Annotated in this window: 1 protein-coding gene (cut by a window edge); it reads left to right on the top strand. The window is 66.6% G+C overall.

All coding sequences use genetic code 11. The annotated features are described in order from the left end of the window. Nucleotides 1–21,347: the 5' portion of a cadherin-like domain-containing protein gene (locus WI697_RS23965; RefSeq protein ID WP_345960197.1), read on the top strand. Its footprint extends 7,120 nt past the window's final position; 21,347 of the gene's 28,467 nt are visible here — the first part of the coding sequence; the start codon lies at nt 1–3; its stop codon lies beyond the right edge, outside the window.

Consider the following 21,347-nt stretch of genomic DNA (forward strand, 5'->3'; position numbering starts at 1 on the left):
ATGCGCCGCTTTCGTCGTCGGGGAGATCATGCCAGCCGTCACATCACCGGGCCGCGCCGCCCGGGCCGGCGGGGGGCGCTGGCCCAGGCGCTTGAACCACGGATGATGTTCGATGCCGCCGGTGTCGCCACCGCGGCAGAGGCGCTGCAGGATCAGGCCGCCCAGGATGCCGCGCAGGAACTGCACCCCGATACCGCGGGCGACGGCAGTGCGGCCGATACCGGCCATCAGGCCGATGCCCATGACGCTGCCGCCCTGGTGGAGACCGCCGCCCAGGGCGGCGATGACGGATCGGATGTGACGGCGGCCCCCGCCGCGGCGGGCGACCGGCGCGAGGTCGCCTTCATCGACACCCGCGTCACCGACTGGCAGACCCTGGCCGCCGGCCTGGCCCAGGATGTCGAAATCGTGGTGCTGGATGCCGGCCGCGACGGGCTGGAACAGATCGCCGACTGGATGGCCGAACAGTCGGGGGCAGTGGATGCCATCCACATCATTTCGGAAGGCAGTGTCGGCGAAATCTGGCTGGGATCTTCCACCCTCTCGGACAGGAATATCGATGACCGGGCCGGCGACCTGGCGGTGATCGGCGCCGGCCTGGCCGAGGATGGCGACATCCTGCTTTACGGCTGCGACGTAGCCGGCGGCAGCGACGGCCTGGCCTTTCTGGGCCGGCTGGCAGAGCTGACCGGCGCCGATGTCGCCGCCTCGGACGATGCCACCGGCAGCGTCGCCGCCAATGGCGGTGGCCGTTTCGGCGACTGGGATCTGGAAGTGTCGATCGGCCGGGTCGACACCACCATCGCGGTGACCGAGGACACCCGCGCCGGCTATGACGGCCTGATGGCGACCTTCACCGCCGGCACCGAGGCCCAGCTGGAAACCGCGATCGTCAATGCCAATGCGGCGGCCGGCACCGACCAGATCGACATCACCGCCGATATCACGCTGGGCAGCGGCGCCACCGGTTTCACCACGATCACCGACAATGTCGTGATCCAGTCCAGCACCGCGGCGACCCGCGACATTCTGGCCGCCAACATCACCGATGGCAGCGTGTTCACGGTCAGCGATGCCACGGTCACCTTTGCGCGGCTGGCGATCGATGGTGCGGCGAAGACCTCGGGCGGCGGTGCCGGCATCAATTTCTCGTCCACCGGCTCGGACACGCTGACGCTGACCGACATGACCATGACCGGTCTGCATGCCACCCAAGGCGGCGCGATCTTTATCAGCGGCGGTCAGCTGGCGATGACCGGCACCAACAGCTTCGTCGACAACCAGGCGACCAGCGGCGCCGGTGGCGCGATCTATATTTCCGGCGGAAATTTCATTCACACGGTCACCGGCCAGTTCACCACCAACACCGCGACCACCCAGGGCGGTGCGATCTATCAGACCAGTGCGGCCGGCGCCACGCTGAATGTGACCGACAGCAGTTTCGATCAGAACAGTGCGACCCAGGCCGGTGGTGCGATCCGCATTGAGGGGAATACCTCCGGCAACATCACCTTCTCCGTGGCCGATAGCAGCTTTAGTGGCAATACGGGGGGCTTGGGTGGCGCGATCTCGACGCGAACGGGCGGTGGGTCGACCACAATCGAGCGGTCGACCTTCACTAGTAATGAAACGACTAACGGCAGCGGTGGCGGCGGCGCTGTCGAGTTGGGCGGCACAGCTACGGCTTCCGAGGCCTTCATTACTGATAGCACGTTTACACAGAACACGGCTAGCGGCACTGGGGGGAGTGGCGGTGCTGTCCTCATTGCGTCTAATGCCTTGGTTGATCTTGATATTGTTCGATCTACCTTCGATCGCAATGTTGCGACCAGCAGCGGTAGTGGTGGCGCCGTCGCACTACTCGGCACCAGCAGCACCGTTTCTGTGGTCAATTCTACCTTTTCCGGGAACACAGCGACCTTCGGCAGCGCGATCGAAAGCACCTCGGCGCTCACCGTGGCGCACAGCACCTTTTCGGGCAACAGCGCGACCAACGGCATGAATAACGGCACGATCGATTCCTATGGCGGCTCGGTCAGTGTCAGCCATACGATTCTGGCCAACAACACCGGCTGGGGCGTGAACGTCACCGGCGGCAGTGCGACCAATGTCGGCTGGAACATCTATTTCGGCAACAGCCTTGACAATAACGGCTTGGATGCGGGTCCCGGTACCGATCTGACCACCGATCCCAATCTGGGGGCGCTGGCGGATAATGGCGGCTATACCCAGACGATGAAGCCGGGCACCGGCAGCTCGGCGATCGATGCCGGCAATGCCTCGATCACCGGCCAGCCCGCCACCGACCAGACCGGCGCCACCCGCATTTCCGGCAGCGCCATCGATATCGGTGCGGTCGAAGCTGTGAACGACACCACCCCGGTGCTGGGCGGCCCGCGGACCGTGAGCTGGACCGAAGGCGACGCGCCGGTCATCCTGCTGCCCGATATCACGGTCGCCGATGACGACGGCGACCTGATCACCTCGGCGCGGGTCTGGATCTCCAACCCGCATGATGGCGATGTGCTCGCGATCACCTCGCCCGGGCCCTACAGTGCCAGCGTGGCGATGGAAGGCGGCCTTCTCGTCCTGACGCTGACCGGCAGCGGCACGGCGGCGCAGATGCAGGCGGCGCTGCGGACGGTCACCTATTCGTCCACCTCCGACGCCCCCACCTGGGGCAATACCGGATCGGCCTATACCCCCGATGCCGCCGGCTCGCGCATCCTCCGCGTCACCGTCACCGATGCCGACGGCGCCACCTCGGACGAGTTGGTCGGCAGCGGCGTCCAGGTTACCAGTGTGGACGACGATCCACCGGCGATTTCCGCCGACACCTTCGTCTATACCCCTGGTGCCTATGGGTCAGACGGCTATGCGAACTTCGCGCCGGACCTGTTCCTCATCGACGACACGGCGATGATAAAATCGGTGACGGTGCAGCTGGTCGCCTCCCCGGACGGGTCCTTGGAGCGCCCGCGCATTCAGGGAACCTATGCTGGTATCAATATCGCTTGGGATGCGGATAGCAAAAAGTATACCTTTACCGGCACCTCGCCCACCGGCACCGCGTCGCTCAATGCCTTCCAGGAGATTCTCCGCAATCTCGACTACAAGAACCTGTCGTCGGGGGCCACTGTCGATACGACCGACCGCATCATCCGCTATACGGTCACCGATGCCAATGATCAGGTCGGCACCTTCGATCTGACGATCGAGATCGACAAGACCCCGACGGTCGCCACCAATACCGGCACCACGGTTGCCGAGGGTGGATCGGGCAGCATCACCACCGCGATGCTGGAAGCCTCCGACGATTACGCCACCGGGGCGGATCTGATCTATACGGTGGCGGCGCTCAGTCATCTGACCGTGTCGCTCAACGGCAGCACGCTGTCGACCGGCGGGACCTTTACCCAGCAGGATATCGACGACGGGCTCGTCACCTTCCAGCATGACGGCGGGGAAACTGCCGGCACCCTGACCTTCACGCTGAAGCAGTCGTCCGCAAACTATTCGGACTCGGTGCAGCATAGCTTCACCGTCAACACGACGCCGGTGAACGATGCGCCGGTGGTGAACGACACCTCGGCGTCGCCGCTCTTCAGTGCCGGCGGCTCGCCGGTGGCGGTGGCCGAATCCGCTACCATCGTCGACGTCGACTCCGGCAATCTGACCAGCGTGGTCCTGACCCTGACCACCCGCCCGGGCGGGACGTCGGATCGTATCGCCATGTCGACCATCGGGGCGGACAATGCAAGTAACTACGGCATCAACGTCGACCCAGACAACGCCACGGGCACGCTGACCCTTTCGGGCACGGCCTCGGTCGCCCAATATCAGACCGTGCTGCGGGGCGTGGTCTATGCCTATACCGGCGCCACTGCCTCCATGCCCGGCGGCGACCGTGTGGTTTCGATCGTCGCGACGGATGACAGCGGCGACAGTGCGACCCAGGCCAGTGCCGCCTTCGAACGCACGGTCGAGGTCGATGCCCCGCCGAAGGTCGACACCAATACCGGCACGACGCTGGACGAGGGCGGCTCCACCACCATCACCTCGGCGATGCTGTCGTCGTCGGATACCGAAGACACCGATCCGGCCGATGTCACCTATACCCTGACCACGGCGCCGGCTGTGGGCACGCTGAAGCTCAACGGTACGGCGCTGTCGGTGAATGACACCTTCACCCAGAAGGATATCGACGACGGGCTGCTGACCTACGAGCATGACGGCTCGCAAACCACGTCGGGCAGCTTCGGCTTCTCGGTGAAGGATACGACCAACCACACCGTCAGCGGTCAGACCTTCGCGATCACCGTAACGGCCGTGAACGACGCGCCCGAGATTACGGCGCCCGGGTCGATCGCCGTGACCGAAGACACCGAGACTGCGTTGACCGGCATTTCGATTTCGGATGCCGATGCCGGCACCAGCGATGTGACGGTGACCTTCACGGTGGGCGAGGGTGAGCTGGCTGCGACCAGCACCGCCGATGTCACGGTGGGCGGCACGGCGACCGCGCTGACGCTGACCGGCTCGGTGGCCGACATCAATGCTTTCATCGCGGCCAGTGCGCTGACCTTCACGCCCGCCGCCGACGCCACCGGCAATGTGACCCTGACCGTCGATGTCGACGACGGCGGCAATACCGGCTCCGGCGGGGCGAAGACCGACACGGCCACGGTGACGCTGGCGGTCTCTGCGGTGAACGACGCGCCGACCATCGACGGATCGCAGGTCGTGCTGACGACCACCAATGAAAACACCATGTCGACGACCTATTCGGTCAGCGACTGGCTGACCGATGTGAATTATGCCGATCCCGACAGCGGCGCGGTTTCGGGCATCGCGATCACCGGTATCGTCGGCAACGGCGCCTGGCAGTACACGACCGACGGCGACAACTGGTACGGGCTGGGCACGGCGGCATCCGACAGTGCGGCCCTGCTGTTCGCAGCGACCACCCAGTTCCGTTTCGTGCCCGACAACAACCGCGGCGGCCCGGCATCGCTGACCTTCCGGGGCTGGGACCAGACCTCGGGCACGGCCACCAGCGGGTCCACGCTCCGCACGGGGGATGCGTCCAGCACGGGCGGCAGCACCGCCTATTCCGTGGAAGATTCCCGCGCGGCGATGGTCGTCACCCAGATCAACGATGCGCCGACGCTGTCGACCACCGACATCACGCTGGATCCGGTGGATCGCAATGACGTGTCGACCCCCATCACCGTCAGCGACCTGCTCACCGATGGCGGCTATGGCGATGTCGATGCCAACCCCGAATCGGGTATCGCGATCACCGCGCTGACCGGCACCGGCCGCTGGGAATATTCGACCGACGGCACCAACTGGCATGCGGTCGGCACCGTGTCGGTGAATGCCTCGCTTCTGCTGGCGGCCGGTGCCCAGCTCCGCTACGACCCGGCCGGCGACACGGCCGAGACCGCGACCATCTCGTTCCGCGCCTGGGACCAGACGATCGGCACCGCCACCAACGGTTCCACCCGCGGCACCGCCGACACCACCATCACCGGCAGCTCCAGCGCCTATTCTTCGGCGCTCGCCACCGGCAGCATGGAGGTGACGGTGGTGAACGAGGCACCGGTGCTGACCGTGCCGGGCTCGCTGACCGTGAACGAGGACACCGATCTTCAGATCACCGGCATTTCGATCGCCGACACCGACGATCTCGGCCAGGATTACGTGCTGACGATCACCGCCCCGGGCGGTTCGTTCACCGCCACCGGCACCGCCGACGTCACCGTTGCCGCCGGCGGCCAGACCCTGATCCTCACCGGCAGCCGGGCCGACATCAACGCCTTCATTTCGGGCGGCAATGTGACCTACCGGCCGGGGGTGAACGTCACCGGTACGGTCGATCTCTCGGTCAGCGTCAGCGACCAGGACGCGGCCTTGCCGGGCACCGATGCCGACACGGTGACCGTGACCGTCGATCCGGTCAACGACGCGCCGGATGTCTACACCATCAATGACGGCGTCGATGTGGTTGCCGCGCCCGAGCCGCTTTCCACCCCGACCTGGATGCTGGATGCGCCCGGCGGCGGCCATTATGTGGTCAGCAGCCGCACCACCGGTGGGGATGCGTACCAGAATGTGCTGGTCTATCGCTACAACGCCGATGGCAGCATCGATACCAGCTATGGCACGGATGGTGCGGCCTATTTCGCCGGCACGGTTCCGAACGCGGTGAAGGTGCTGGCCTCGGGTGAGCTGATCATTGCCGGCCGCGCGGTGTCCGACAGCTCGCTGGTGGTGACGCGTCTTGCGACCGATGGCAGCGTGGTGTCGGGCTTCCCGATCACCGTCTCCCAGGCCCCGTCGAGCTTCGGCCCGGTCGATATCGAAATCGACGGCAGCGACCGGATCTATGTCACGGCGACGCTGACGCCCACCTCGGGCGATACCAGCACCGTCGTGTTCCGCTTCACCGCCGACGGCACCGCGGACGGCGTGTTCAATGTCGGCGCCAGCATTCCGGGCAGCGAGCAGGCCCTCGATTCGGTCATCCAGCCCGATGGCAAGGTCGTGACGCTGGCGGCCCAGGGCCGCGATCTGATCGTCTATCGTCACAATGCCGATCGCACGCTGGATACCAGCTTCGGAACCGGCGGTTATCTGATCATCGATACCGATCTCCTCGGCGGCGCTGGCGCCCAGGGGGTCAGCGTGCAGGCCGATGGCAGCATTCTGGTGGCGTCGGCCACCGAGGATTCCGGCTTCCCCGGCCAGCAGGTGCCGGTGATCTGGCGGCTGACCGCCGATGGCGCGCTGGATACCGGCTTCGGTGTGAACGGTGCCGTGACGGGCGAGGCGGCGCACACCGTCTCCTTCGCCTTCGCCCCGGATGGCGGCATCATCGTCGTCGGCACCATCTCCTTCGCCGCGGATATTTCGACGACGGTTCAGCGCTTTACCCCTGATGGCGTGCTCGATGCCGGTTTCGGCCGGGATGGCGGGTTCACGATCGGCGGCACCGAATTCCCGCTCAATCACACCTCGGTCCGGATCGACGCCGACACCGGCGAAATCCTGCTGGGTGGCAACCATTACGACTCGGCATTGCAGCCGGCCGATATCTACTTCGCCCGCTATGACGCGACCGGTCAGCCGGTATTCGATGCCGATCCGGCGGCCTATACCGAAAACGGCGCGCCGGTGGTGATTGCACCGACGATTGCGGTCGACGATGTCGATCTGGGCGATGCCGACACGCTCGACGGTTTCACCGTCAGCCTGACGCGCGACGGCGGTGCCGACGGCCAGGATCAGTTTTCGGCGGCCGATGGCGGCACGCTCGATGCCCTGACCGAGGGCCAGGCCCTGGTCGTCTCGGGCACCACCATCGGCACGGTGGTGACCAACTCGGCCGGCGCGCTGGTGCTGTCGCTCAATGCCGCGGCGACCCGTGCGCTGGTGAACGAGGCGCTGCGCCAGATCTCCTATGTCAATTCCAGCGACGCGCCGCCGGCCTCGGTCGATCTGGTCTGGACGGTGAATGACGGCAATAGCGGCACGCAGGGGACCGGCGGTGCGACCGAGGGCACGCTGACGACCACCGTCGCCATCACCACCGTCAACGACACGCCGGTGATCACCGTGCCGGCTGGTGCCGCGATCACGGTCACCGAAGACACGGCCACGGCGATCACCGGCATTTCCTTTGCCGACGCCGATGCCGGCAGTGGCACGGTCGAGGTGACGCTGAGCGTCGACAAGGGCACGATCACTGCCACCAGCGGGGCGGGGGTGACGGTCACCGACGGCACCAACGCGATCACGCTGTCCGGCACGATCGCCGACATCAACGCCTTCATCGCCGCCCAGGGCGTCACCTTCCAGACCGATACCGACGATACCGGCGATGTCACCCTGACCGTCGATATCGACGATCTGGGCAATAGCGGCGGCGCCTCTGAAACCGCCAGCGAGACGGTGACGATCACGGTCACGCCCGTGAACGATGCGCCTGACGTGACCACCATGCCCGACGGTGTGGTCGTCGTCGACGGGCCCGGGGACATGGACAGTGTCGGCGGGATCGTCGGCCTGCCTGACGGCAGTTACTACCAGTTCGGCGTGGATACCGATGTCGCGTCGAATATGATCGTGGTCGCGCGCTATGACGCCGACGGCAAGCTCGACACCAGCTTCGGCACCAATGGCATCGTCACCCTGGACAGCTTCGGCACGTTCAGGCCTGGGACCGCCCTGCTGCAGAGCAACGGCAAGCTGTTGATCTCGGGCACGGTCAGCCCGTCCGGTGGTGGGGGCAACGCCGGCATGCTGATCAGCCTGAACGATGACGGCTCGCTGGATGAGGGCTTCGGCACGAGCGGCGTCGTCGTCTTGAGCGACACCGGGGTGGAGTTCTCGCTGTTCAAGGTGACGGCGGACGCCACCGGCCGCCTCCTGGTGGCGGGCATGAATTTCACCGGCGCCGCCGGCACCACCGATGGCCTGCTGTACCGGCTGCTTGACGATGGCAGTATCGACACCGCGTTCAACGGCGGTGCGCCGCTTGCGATCGATCTTGGCGGCAACGAGACGCTGCTGAGCGTCGCGGTCCAGGATGACGGCAAGATCGTCGTTGCCGGCGCCAATGACGACGGTGCCATCCTTCAGCGCTACAACGCCGATGGCACGCTGGATACCGGCTTCGGCAGCAGCGGCACCGTCACGATCGACGATCCCGATATCCTGGAGAGCAGCCAGATCGTGCTGCCCCAGTCTGCCGGCGGCATGATCGTCGTGAACATGCATGTCGATGCGGATACCGGCCTGCCCGTCACCACGCTTGTGCGCCTGACCGATGACGGTTCGGTGGACGGCAGCTTCGGCAGCGGCGGCAGCCTGGTCTTCACCGGCAATCTGACCACCGATGCGACCCTGCTGGCCGATGGCAGCATGGTCTTCGTCGGTACCCATATGACGATCGGCGGGGGCACCCCGTCCGCCACGGCCTCGATCATCAAGATCGGCGCCGACGGGCAGCTGGATACCAGCTTCGGGACCAATGGCGAAGTCACTTTCGGTGATGATCTGCGCAGCTTCACGATCTCGTCGCTCACCATCGACGACAATGGTGATCTGCTGCTGGGCGGCAGCTATCTGGGGTGCGGCTGCGGTGGCGACGAGATTTTCGCGGCGCGCTTCACAACCGATGGTACGCCCGTCACCGGCTTCAACATGGATCCGACCCATGTCGAGGATGGCGGCTTCACCGCCATCGATCCCGAGATCGACATTTACGATCCCGAGCTGTGGCTGGCCGATGATCATGACGGCATGGTCATCACCATCACCCGCGACGGCGGGGCCGATGCCGACGATCTGTTCGGGGCGATCAGCGGCGGCACGCTCGGCGACCTGACCGAGGGTGGGGATCTGACCGTCGGCGGCATCGTCATCGGTACCGTCACCACAAATGCGGGCGGCACGCTCGTCCTCACGCTCAACGCCGATGCGACCTATGATCTTGTGAACGAGGCCGCACGTCAGATCGGCTACGCCACGGCGAACGACACGCCGCCGGCCTCGGTCGATCTGCTCTGGTCGGTCGATGACGGCAATACCGGTGCCCAGGGTTCGGGCGGTGCGCTCATCGGCACGCTGGTGAGCACCGTGAACATCGAGGCCGCGAACGACGCGCCGACGGTGACCGACCTGTCGGCCTCGCCGGTCTACACGGCCGGTGGTGCCGCCGTAAATGTCGTCGGCTCCGCGGTGCTCGACGACATCGACTCGACCATGCTGACCAGCGTCGTCTTGACCCTGACGACGCGCCCGGGTGGCACCTCGGACAATATTAGTCTGTCGTCGTCGGCGGCGACCTATGCAGATGGCCACGGCATCAGCTACGCCAGCTATGACCCGGCCACCGGCACGCTGACCCTGTCGGGTACGGCGTCGGTCGCCGATTATCAGGCCGTGCTGCAGGGCGTGGTCTTCGCTTACACCGGCGCCACGGCCTCGATGCCCGGCGGCGACCGGGTGGTTTCGATCACCGCGACGGACGACAGCGGCGATACGGACACGCAGACCAGTGTCGCTTTCGAGCGCACCATCGAGGTCAATGCGCCGCCGAAGATCGATAGCAACGCCGGCACGACGCTGGACGAGGGCGATTCCACCACCATCACCTCGGCGATGCTGTCGTCGTCGGATATGGAAGACACCGATCCGGCCGATGTCACCTACACGCTGACCACGGCGCCGGCTGCCGGTACGCTCAAGCTCGACGGCACCGTCCTCGGCGTGGGCGATACCTTCACGCAGAAGGATATCGACGACGGGCTGGTGACCTACGAGCATGACGGCTCGGAAGGGGCGTCGGACAGCTTCGGCTTCTCGGTGGCGGACGCGACCAACCTCACCGTCAGCGAGCAGAGTTTTGCGATCACGGTGACGGCCGTGAACGACGCGCCGGAGATCACGGCGCCTGCGTCGATCGACGTGACCGAAGACACCGAGACCGCGTTGACGGGCATCTCGATCAGTGATGTCGACGCCGGCACCGGCGAGGTGACGGTGACCTTCACGGTGGGCGAGGGTGAGCTGGCCGCGACCAGCACCGCCGATGTCACGGTGGGCGGCACGGCGACCGCGCTGACGCTGACCGGCACGGTGGCCGATATCAACGCCTTCATCACGGGCAGTGCGCTGACCTTCACGCCGGTCGCCAATGCCAGCGGCGATGTCACGCTGACCATCGATGTCGATGACGGCGGCAATACGGGTTCCGGCGGGGCGAAGACCGACACGGCGACGGTGACGCTGGCGGTGTCGGCGGTGAACGACGCGCCGGAGATCACGGCGCCGGGCTCGATCAGCGTGACCGAGGATGTGGAAACGGCGCTCACCGGCATCTCGATCAGTGATGTCGATGTCGGCAGCAACGACGTGACCGTCACGCTGGACGTCGCCACCGGGACCCTGTCCGCGACCAGCGGCTCGGGTGTTGTGGTCGGCGGCACGGCGGCCAGCCTGACGCTGACCGGCACGGTGACCGCGATCAATGCCTTCATCGCCGCCAGCGGTGTCGGCTACACCACGGCCGAGAATGCGACTGCGGATGTCACCCTGACCGTGACCGTCGATGACGGCGGCAATAGCGGCTCGGGTGGGGCAGAGACCGACACGACCACGGTGACGCTGGATGTGACGGCGGTGAACGATGCGCCCGTCGTGACCGACCTGTCGGCCTCGCCGGTCTATACGGCCGGCGGTGACCCTGTGCTGATGGTCGGGTCTGCGGCGCTCAGCGATGTCGACTCGACCATGTTGACCGGCGTGGTGGTGACCTTCACCACCCGTCCTGGCGGCACGTCGGATTCTATTCTCCTGGCTGTGGATGCGGGGCTTCACGCCGACGAACACGGTATTACCCGCATCTACGATGAGACCTCCGGCACGCTGACCTTTTCGGGCACGGCGTCGCTCGCCGACTACCAGACGGTATTGCAGGGCGTCGCCTTCGCCTATATGGGCGAGGCGGCGACAATGCCTGGCGGCGACCGGGTCGTGTCGATCGTCGCGACCGACGACAGCGGCGACACGGCGACCCAGACCAGTGTGGCTTTCGAGCGCACGATCGAGGTCAACGCCATGCCGAAGGTCGACACCAACACCGGCACGACGGTGGACGAGGGCGGTTCGACCACGATCACCTCGGCCATGCTGTCGTCCTCGGACAGCGAGGATACCGATCCGGCGGATGTCATCTACACGCTGACCACGGCGCCGGCGTCGGGCACGCTGAAGCTGGACGGCACCGCGCTTGAAGTGGGCGATACCTTCACCCAGAAGGATATCGACGACGGGCTGCTGACCTACGAGCATGACGGTTCGGAAGGGGCGTCGGGCGGCTTCGGCTTCTCGGTCGAGGACACGACCAATCTGACGCTTAGCAGCCAGAGCTTCGCGATCACGATTTCGGCGGTGAACGATGCGCCGGAGATCACGGCGCCTGCGTCGATCGACGTCACCGAAGACACCGAGACCGCACTCACCGGCATCTCGATTTCGGATGTGGATGCCGGCACCGGCGAGGTGACGGTGACCTTCACGGTGGGCGAGGGTGAGCTGGCCGCGACCAGCACGACCGAGGTCACGGTGGGCGGCACGGCAACCGCGCTGACGCTGACCGGCACGGTGGCCGACATCAACGCCTTCATCACGGGCAGTGCGCTGACCTTCACGCCGGTCGCCAATGCCAGCGGCGATGTGACGCTGACCATCGATGTCGATGACGGCGGCAATACGGGTTCCGGCGGGGCGAAGACCGACACGGCGACGGTGACGCTGGCGGTGTCGGCGGTGAACGACGCGCCGGAGATCACGGCGCCCGCGTCGATCGACGTCACCGAAGACACCGAGACCGCACTGACCGGCATCTCGATCAGTGATGTCGACGTCGGCAGCAACGATGTGACCGTCACGCTGGACGTCGCCACCGGCCAACTGTCCGCGACCAGCGGTTCGGGTGTTGTGGTCGGCGGCACGGCGACCAGTCTGACGCTGACCGGCACTGTGACCGCGATCAATGCCTTCATCGCCGCCAGCGGCGTCGGCTATACCACGGCGGCGAATGCGACCACCGATGTGACGCTGACGGTGACCGTCGATGACGGCGGCAACACGGGCTCCGGCGGGTCGCAGACCGACACCGCGACGGTGACGCTGGATGTGACGGCGGTGAACGATGCGCCGGAGATCACGGCGCCTGCGTCGATCGACGTCACCGAAGACACCGAGACCGCGCTCACCGGTATTTCGATTTCGGATGTGGATGCCGGCACCGGCGAAGTGACGGTGACCTTCACGGTGGGTGAGGGTGAACTGGCCGCGACCAGCACCGCCGATGTCACGGTGGGCGGCACGGCGACGGCGCTGACGCTGACCGGCACGGTGGCAGACATCAACGCCTTCCTCTCGGGCGGCGCGCTGACCTTCACGCCCGTGGCCAACGCCAATGGCGATGTCACGCTGACCGTCGATGTCACCGACAGCGGCAATACCGGCTCCGGTGGCGCGCAGACCGACACGGCGACGGTGACGCTGTCGGTCTCTGCCGTGAACGATCAGCCGACGGCACCCGCTCTCGACAATGACGAGGTGGACGAGAACGACGCCGGCGCGGTCATCGGCCGCGTGACCGCGACCGATGCCGATGGCGACACGCTGACCTATACGGTCGACGATGCGCGCTTCGAGATCGTCAGCGTCGACGGCGTCCAGCTGCTCCGGCTCAAGGAGGGGGTCAGCCTCGACTACGAAACCGAGCCGACCGTCGATCTGGTGCTGACGGTCACCGACCCGGACAACGCCTCCAACACCACCAATGTGACCATCACCATCCGCGATGACGGCGTCGTCACGCCGCTGCCGGTGCTGACCGGCGGCAATGTCACCGAGAACGATGCCGGTGCGGTGGTCGGCACCCTGCCGACCCTCGACGGCATCAGCTATACCGTCGACGACACCCGCTTCGAGATCGTCGAGAGCGACGGCCGGACCGTGCTGAAGCTGAAGGACGGCACCTCGCTCGACCGCGAGGCCGCCGCCGAGGTGACGGTCACGATCACCGCGACCGATGCGGATAACGAGACCCGCACCGCCGATGTGCTGATCCGGGTTGCGAATGTGAACGAGGCGCCGTCGCAGCCGGTGCTCACCGGCGGCACCGTGGCCGAGAATGCCGCGGGGGTTGCCGTCGGCACCCTCGCCTCCACCGATCCCGATGCCGGCGACACCCTGACCTATACCGTCGACGACAGCCGGTTCGAGGTGGTGGGCAATGTCCTGAAGCTGAAGGACGGTGTCAGCCTGGATCGCGAGGCGGCGGCGACCATCGACCTTGTGGTGACGGTGACCGATGGCGACGGGCTGACCGCAGAGCGGACGGTGACCGTGACGGTCTCCAACGTCAACGAGGCGCCCTCGGTGCCGGTGTTCACCGGCGACGGGACGGTGGCCGAGAATGACGCCGGCGCGGTGATCGGCACGGTCACGACCTCCGATCCGGATGTCGACGACCTGGCTGGCCTGTCGGTCGACGACGCCCGGTTCGAAATCGTCGATGGCCAGCTGAAGCTGAAGGATGGCGTCTCGCTCGATCACGAGTCCGAGCCGACCATCACCCTGGTGCTGACCGCAACCGATGGTGGCGGCCTGACCGCGACCCGGCTGCTGACGCTGACGGTGACCGATGTCAACGAGGCACCGAATGCCCCGGTGCTTGATGGCAATGTGGTCGTCGAGAACGACATCGGCGCGGTGATCGGCAATGTCAGCGGCGGCGACCCGGATGACGGGGACAGCGTCACCTATACCGTCGACGACGCCCGTTTCGAGATCGTCGGCGGCCAGCTGAAGCTGAAAGATGGCGAGTATCTCGATTACGAGGCCGCAACCTCGGTCGATCTGGTGATCACCGCCACCGATGTGGCGGGGCTCCAGACCCAGAGCACGGTTTCGGTCAAGGTGCTCGACGACACCAACAGCGCGGCCACGCCTGTTCTCAGCAACACCACCGTCACCGAGAACGAGGCCGGGGCCGTCGTCGGCACCCTGCCGGTGGCGACGCTCAACGGCTATATCGTCGATGATGCCCGCTTCGAAGTGGTCTTCATCGGCATCACGCCGACCCTGAAGCTCAAGGACGGCATTTCGCTCGACCACGAGGCCGAGCCGACGGTGACGCTGCAGATCACCTCGATCTACGTCAACGACGATGCCAAGACCGGCACCTTCGTGATCACGGTCGCCGATGCCAATGAGCAGGTCGGCGCACCGGTGCTCGATAACGACAGCGTGGCCGAGAATGCCGAAGGTGCGGTGATCGGCCGGGTGAGCGCGACCGATCCGGATGATGCCTCGACCAGCTTCGGCCAGAAGACCTTCACTGTCGACGATGCCCGCTTCGAGATCGTGGACGGCCTCCTGAAACTGAAGGACGGCATCAGCCTCGATCACGAGACCGAGGCGACGGTGACCCTCAACATCCAGGTCACCGATGGCGGCGGTCTGAGCGACAGCCTGGTCGCCACGATCAATGTCACCGACCTGAACGAAACCCCGTCCACCCCGGTGGTGTCGGGTGCGACGGTGGCGGAGAACGCGGCAGGGGCCGTGATCGGCACCGTCACCTCCACCGACCCGGATGCCGGCGACGACCTCACCTACACCGTGAACGACGATCGCTTCGAGATCGTCGATGTCGCGGGCGACATGGTGCTGAAGCTGAAGGACGGCGTGTCGCTGGATCACGAGGCCGCGGGCTCCGTGGCGCTGGTGATCACCGCCACCGACACCGGCGGGCTTTCGGCCGAGCGCGTGATGCTGGTCACGGTGACCGACGTCAACGAGGCCCCGACCACGCCGGTGCTGTCCTCCGACACCGTCCAGGGCGGTGATGCCGGCGCGATCGTCGGCCGGGTGACCGCGACCGATCCGGATGATGCGACCACGCAGGAAGGCCGTCTGACCTTCAGCGTCGACGACAGCCGGTTCGAGATCGTCGGCGACATGCTGAAGCTGAAGGCGGGCGAAAGCCTGTCGGTGGGCGACGAGCCGACCGTCAGCCTGGTCATCACCGCAACCGACGGGCTTGGCCTCGCCTCGACGCAGACGGTCGTGCTGACCGTGCTGCCCGATGCCACGCCGCCGGTGCCGGCCCTGCCCGATGGCATCGTCTCTGAAAACACCCCCGGCGGGGTGATCGGGCCGGTGCGGTTCACCGATCCGGTCGATCCGGGTGTGGATGTGTCTCTGACGGTCGATGATGCCCGCTTCGAGATCGTCGACGTCGATGGTGTGCCGACCCTGAAGCTGAAGGACGGTATCAGCCTCGACCGCGAGGCGGAGGCCTCGGTCACGCTGGTGATCACCGCCACCACCATCGAGGGCAGCCGCTCCAATGTCGTGGTGATCGCCGTCGACAATGTGAACGAGACCCCGACCCAGCCGGTTCTGACCGGCTCGACTGTGGCTGAGAACGCGGCTGGTGCCGAGATCGGGACCGTGACCGGGTCCGACCCCGATGTCGGCGACACGCTGACCTTCACCGTCGACGACGACCGGTTCGAGATCGTCGACGGCAGCCTGAAGCTGAAGGACGGCGTTTTCCTCGACCACGAGGCGGAAGCCTCGGTCGATCTGGTGATCACCGCGACGGATGCGGACGGCCTGACGGCCACCCGCAGCGTGACGATCACCGTCACCGATATGAACGAGGCGCCGACGCAGCCGGCGCTGACCGGCTCGACCGTGGCCGAGAATGCGGCGGGTGCCGTGATCGGAACCGTGACCGGCAGCGATCCGGATGATGGCGACAGCGTCACCTTCACGGTGGATGACGACCGGTTCGAGATCGTCGACGGCAGCCTGAAGCTGAAGGACGGCGTCAGCCTCGATCACGAGACGGAAGCCTCGGTCGATCTGGTGATCACCGCCACCGACGGGGACGGGCTCACCGCCACCCGCAGCGTGACGATCACCGTCACCGATGTGAACGAGGCGCCGGCGCAGCCGGTGCTCTCGGGCTCGACCGTGGCCGAGAATGCGGCCGGTGCCGTGATCGGCACCGTGACCGGGTCTGATCCGGATGATGGCGATACGCTGACCTTCACCGTCGACGACGATCGGTTCGAAATCGTCGACGGCAGCCTGAAGCTGAAGGACGGCGTCTCCCTCGACCACGAGACGGAAGCCTCGGTCGACCTCGTGATCACTGCGACCGATGCGGACGGCCTGACGGCCACCCGCAGCGTGACGATCACCGTCACCGATGTGAACGAGGCACCGGCGCAGCCGGCGCTCTCGGACTCGACCGTGGCCGAGAATGCGGCCGGTGCCGTGATCGGGACCGTGACCGGGTCGGATCCGGATGATGGCGACAGCGTCACCTTCACGGTGGATGACGACCGGTTCGAGATCGTCGACGGCAGCCTGAAGCTGAAGGACGGCATCAGCCTCGACCACGAGGCCGAGCCGACGGTCGATCTGGTGATCACCGCGACCGACGGGGACGGGCTCACCGCCACCCGCAGCGTGACGATCACCGTCACCGACGTGAACGAGGCCCCGACGCAGCCGGCGCTGACCGGCTCGACCGTGGCCGAGAATGCGGCGGGTGCCGTGATCGGCACCGTGACCGGCAGCGATCCGGATGATGGCGATAGCGTCACCTTCACGGTGGATGACGACCGGTTCGAGATCGTCGACGGCAGCCTGAAGCTGAAGGACGGCGTCAGCCTCGATCACGAGGCGGAAGCCTCGGTCGATCTGGTGATCACCGCGACCGACGGGGACGGGCTCACCGCCACCCGCAGCGTGACGATCACCGTCACCGATGTGAACGAGGCGCCGGCGCAGCCGGTGCTCTCGGGCTCGACTGTGGCCGAGAATGCGGCGGGTGCCGTGATCGGCACCGTGACCGGGTCGGATCCGGATGATGGCGATACGCTGACCTTCACCGTCGACGACGATCGGTTCGAAATCGTCGACGGCAGCCTGAAGCTGAAGGACGGCGTTTTCCTCGATCACGAGGCGGAAGCCTCGGTCGATCTGGTGATCACCGCCACCGATGCGGACGGGCTTACCGCCACCCGCAGCGTGACGATCACCGTCACCGATGTGAACGAGGCGCCGACGCAGCCGGCGCTCTCGGACTCGACCGTGGCCGAGAATGCGGCGGGTGCCGTGATCGGCACCGTGACCGGGTCTGATCCGGATGATGGCGACAGCGTCACCTTCACGGTCGACGACGACCGGTTCGAAATCGTCGACGGCAGCCTGAAGCTGAAGGACGGCATCGCGCTCGACTACGAGACCGAACCGAGTGTCGATCTGGTGATCACCGCCACGGACGCGGATGGGCTCACCGCCACCCGTGCCGTGACCATCACCGTCGTCGATGACGGCATCGTCGCGCCGACCCCGGTGCTGGATGGCGGCATCGTGGCCGAGAATGCGGCCGGTGCGATCATCGGCTCGTTGCCCGATATCGGCGACGGCAGCTATGCGGTTGACGATGCCCGCTTCGAAATCGTCGAGCGCGACGGCGTCCAGCTTCTGAAGCTGAAGGACGGCATCTCGCTCGACCATGAGGCGGCGGCCGAGGTCGTGGTGCGCCTGACCGCCACCGGCGGCGATGGCGGCACGGCCGAGGGTGACGTCACCATCCGTGTCACCGATGTCAACGAGGCCCCGGCCCAGCCGGTGCTCGATGCCGCGACCGTGGCCGAGAATGCGGCAGGTGCCACGATCGGCCGGGTGACCGCGACCGATCCGGACGATCCGGCGGTGAGCTTCGGCCAGAAGACCTTCACCGTCGACGATGCCCGGTTCGAGATCGTGGGCGGCGTGCTGAAGCTGAAGGACGGTGTGTCCCTCGACCACGAGGCGGAAGCGACGGTCGATCTGGTGCTGACCGTCACCGATGGCGGCGGGCTCACCGCCAGCCGCACCGTCACCATCACGGTGTCGGATGTGAACGAGGCGCCGGCAGCCCCGTCGCTCTCGGGCACGACGGTTGCCGAGAACGCGGCCGGCGCCGCGGTCGGTGTGGTCACCTGCACCGATCCGGACGGTGACGCGCTGACCTATACGGTGGACGATACCCGCTTCGAAATCGTCGATATCGACGGCGCGCAGACCCTGAAGCTGAAGGACGGCATCGCCCTCGACCACGAGGGTGAGCCCGAGGTGACGGTGGTCATCACCGCCCGTGACCCGGGCGGCCTTTCGACCCCGATGATCGTGACCCTGACGGTCGGCGACGTGAACGAGGCGCCGGCGGCACCGGTGCTGTCTGGCACGGTGCTGCCCGAGAACACGGCCGGCGCGGTGGTCGGCACCGTCACCGGCAGCGATCCGGATGCCGGCGACAGCGTCACCTTCACGGTGGATGACGCCCGCTTCGAGATCGTGGACGGCCAGCTGAAGCTGAAGGATGGCGTCTCGGTCGATTTCGAGACCGAGGCCAGCATCGATCTGGTCATCACCGCCACCGATGGCGACGGGCTGACCGCGACCCGGGCGGTGACCATCACCGTGGTCGATGATGCCGTCACCCCGGTGCCGCCGGTGCTGACCGGTGGCAGCGTGGCCGAGAATGCGGCCGGCGCGGTTGCCGGCACCCTGCCGGACCCGGCGGGCGGCAGCTTCTCGGTGGATGATGCCCGCTTCGAGATCGTAGATCTGGACGGCACCTGGACGCTGAAGCTGAAGGATGGTGTGGCGCTCGACCACGAGGCCGCGGCCAGCGTCACCCTGACCCTTACCTCTACCGGCTCCGACGGCGGCACGCTCACCTCCACGGTCGTGATCACGGTCGGCGACGTCAACGAGGCGCCGGCCCAGCCGGTGCTCGACGCCGCGACCGTGGCCGAGAATGCGCCGGGAGCCACCATCGGCCGCGTGACCGCAAGCGATCCGGACGACCCGTCGGTGAGCTTCGGCCAGAAGACCTTCAGCGTCGACGATGCCCGCTTCGAAATCGTCGGCGGCGTGCTGAAGCTGAAGGATGGTGTGTCCCTTGACCACGAGGCCGGGGCGAGCATCGACCTGGTGCTGACCGTCACCGATGGCGGCGGGCTCACCGCCAGCCGCACGGTTACCATCACCGTGACCGATGTGAACGAGGCGCCGGCCCAGCCGGTGCTCTCGGGTGCGACGGTGGCCGAGAATGCGGCCGGTGCCGTGATCGGCACGGTGACCGGCAGCGATCCGGATGCGGGTGACACGCTGACCTTCTCGGTCGACGACAGCCGCTTCGAGATCGTCGACGGCACGCTCAAGCTGAAGGACGGCATCGCGCTCGATCACGAGGTCGAGGCGTCGGTGCAGCTGACCATCACCGCGACCGATGCGGCCGGACTTGCCGCCAGCCGCAGCGTGACCATCACGGTCGGCGATGTGAACGAGGCACCGACGGCACCGGCGCTCGACGGCAACTCGGTGGTCGAGAACCTGCCCGGGGCGGTGATCGGCGTGGTGTCGGCCGGCGACCCGGATGCCGGCGACACGCTCACCTACACGGTCGACGATGCCCGCTTCGAGATCGTGGGCGACGTGCTGAAGCTGAAGGCCGGCATCTCGCTCGACTTCGAGACCGAACCCTCGGTCGATCTAGTGATCACCGCCACCGATGCGGGCGGCCTCACCACCAGCACCACGGTGCAGGTGACGGTGATCGACGACGGCGTGACCGCACCGCTGCCGGTGCTGAGCGGCGGCGTGGTGGCCGAGAATGCCGCCGGCGCCCTGATCGGCACGCTGCCGGGCGGAGCTGGGGTCTCCTACACCGTCGACGATGCCCGCTTCGAGATCATCGACCGCGACGGCGTGCCGACGCTGAAGCTGAAGGATGGGGTCTCTGTCGACCACGAGGCCGAGGCGAGCATCACGCTCCGCATCACCTCGCAGGTCAGCGAGGGCGACACCGCAACCGCAGAGGTGCTGATCCGGGTTACCGACGTCAACGAGGCGCCGGCGGCACCGACCGTCGGCGGCTCCAGCCTGCCCGAGAACACCGCCGGTGCGGTGGTCGGCCGGGTGAGCGCGGTTGATCCCGATGATGCGGCAACCTCTGCCGGGCAGCTGACCTATACGGTCGACGATGCCCGCTTCGAGATCGTCTCGGGCGTGCTGAAGCTGAAGGACGGCATCACCCTCGATCACGAGGCCGAGCCCTCGGTCGATCTGGTGCTGACCGTCACCGATGGCGGCGGGCTTACCGCCAGCCGCACGGTCACGATCACGGTGACCGACGTGAACGAAGCCCCGGCCCAGCCGGTGGTGTCGGGCACGACCGTCACCGAGAATGTGGCGGGCGCGGTGGTCGGCACCGTCAGCGGCACCGATCCGGATGCCGGTGACACGCTGACCTTCACGGTCGACGACGCCCGGTTCGAGATCGTCTCGGGCGTGCTGAAGCTGAAGGACGGCGTGTCGCTCGACCACGAGACGACCGCCGAGCTGACGCTGGTCATCACCGCAACCGATGCAGGCGGTCTCACCGCCTCGCGGCTGGTGACGGTGGCGGTGGCCGATGTGAACGAGGCCCCGGCTGCCCCCACCCTCGACGGGTCGGTGGTGCCGGAGGGTGTGGCCGGTGCCGGCATCGGCACGGTGACGGCGACCGACCCCGATGACGATGTGCTGACCTACACGGTCGACGATGCCCGGTTCGAAATCGTCGATGGCGTACTGAAGCTGAAGGACGGCATCAGCCTGGATGCCGAGACCGAGGCGTCGGTCGATCTGGTGATCACCGCGACCGATCCGGACGGGCTGTCGGCATCGGCCACGGTGACGATCAC

Source organism: Tistrella mobilis (assembly GCF_039634785.1).
GTDB classification, from domain to species: Bacteria; Pseudomonadota; Alphaproteobacteria; order Tistrellales; family Tistrellaceae; genus Tistrella; species Tistrella mobilis.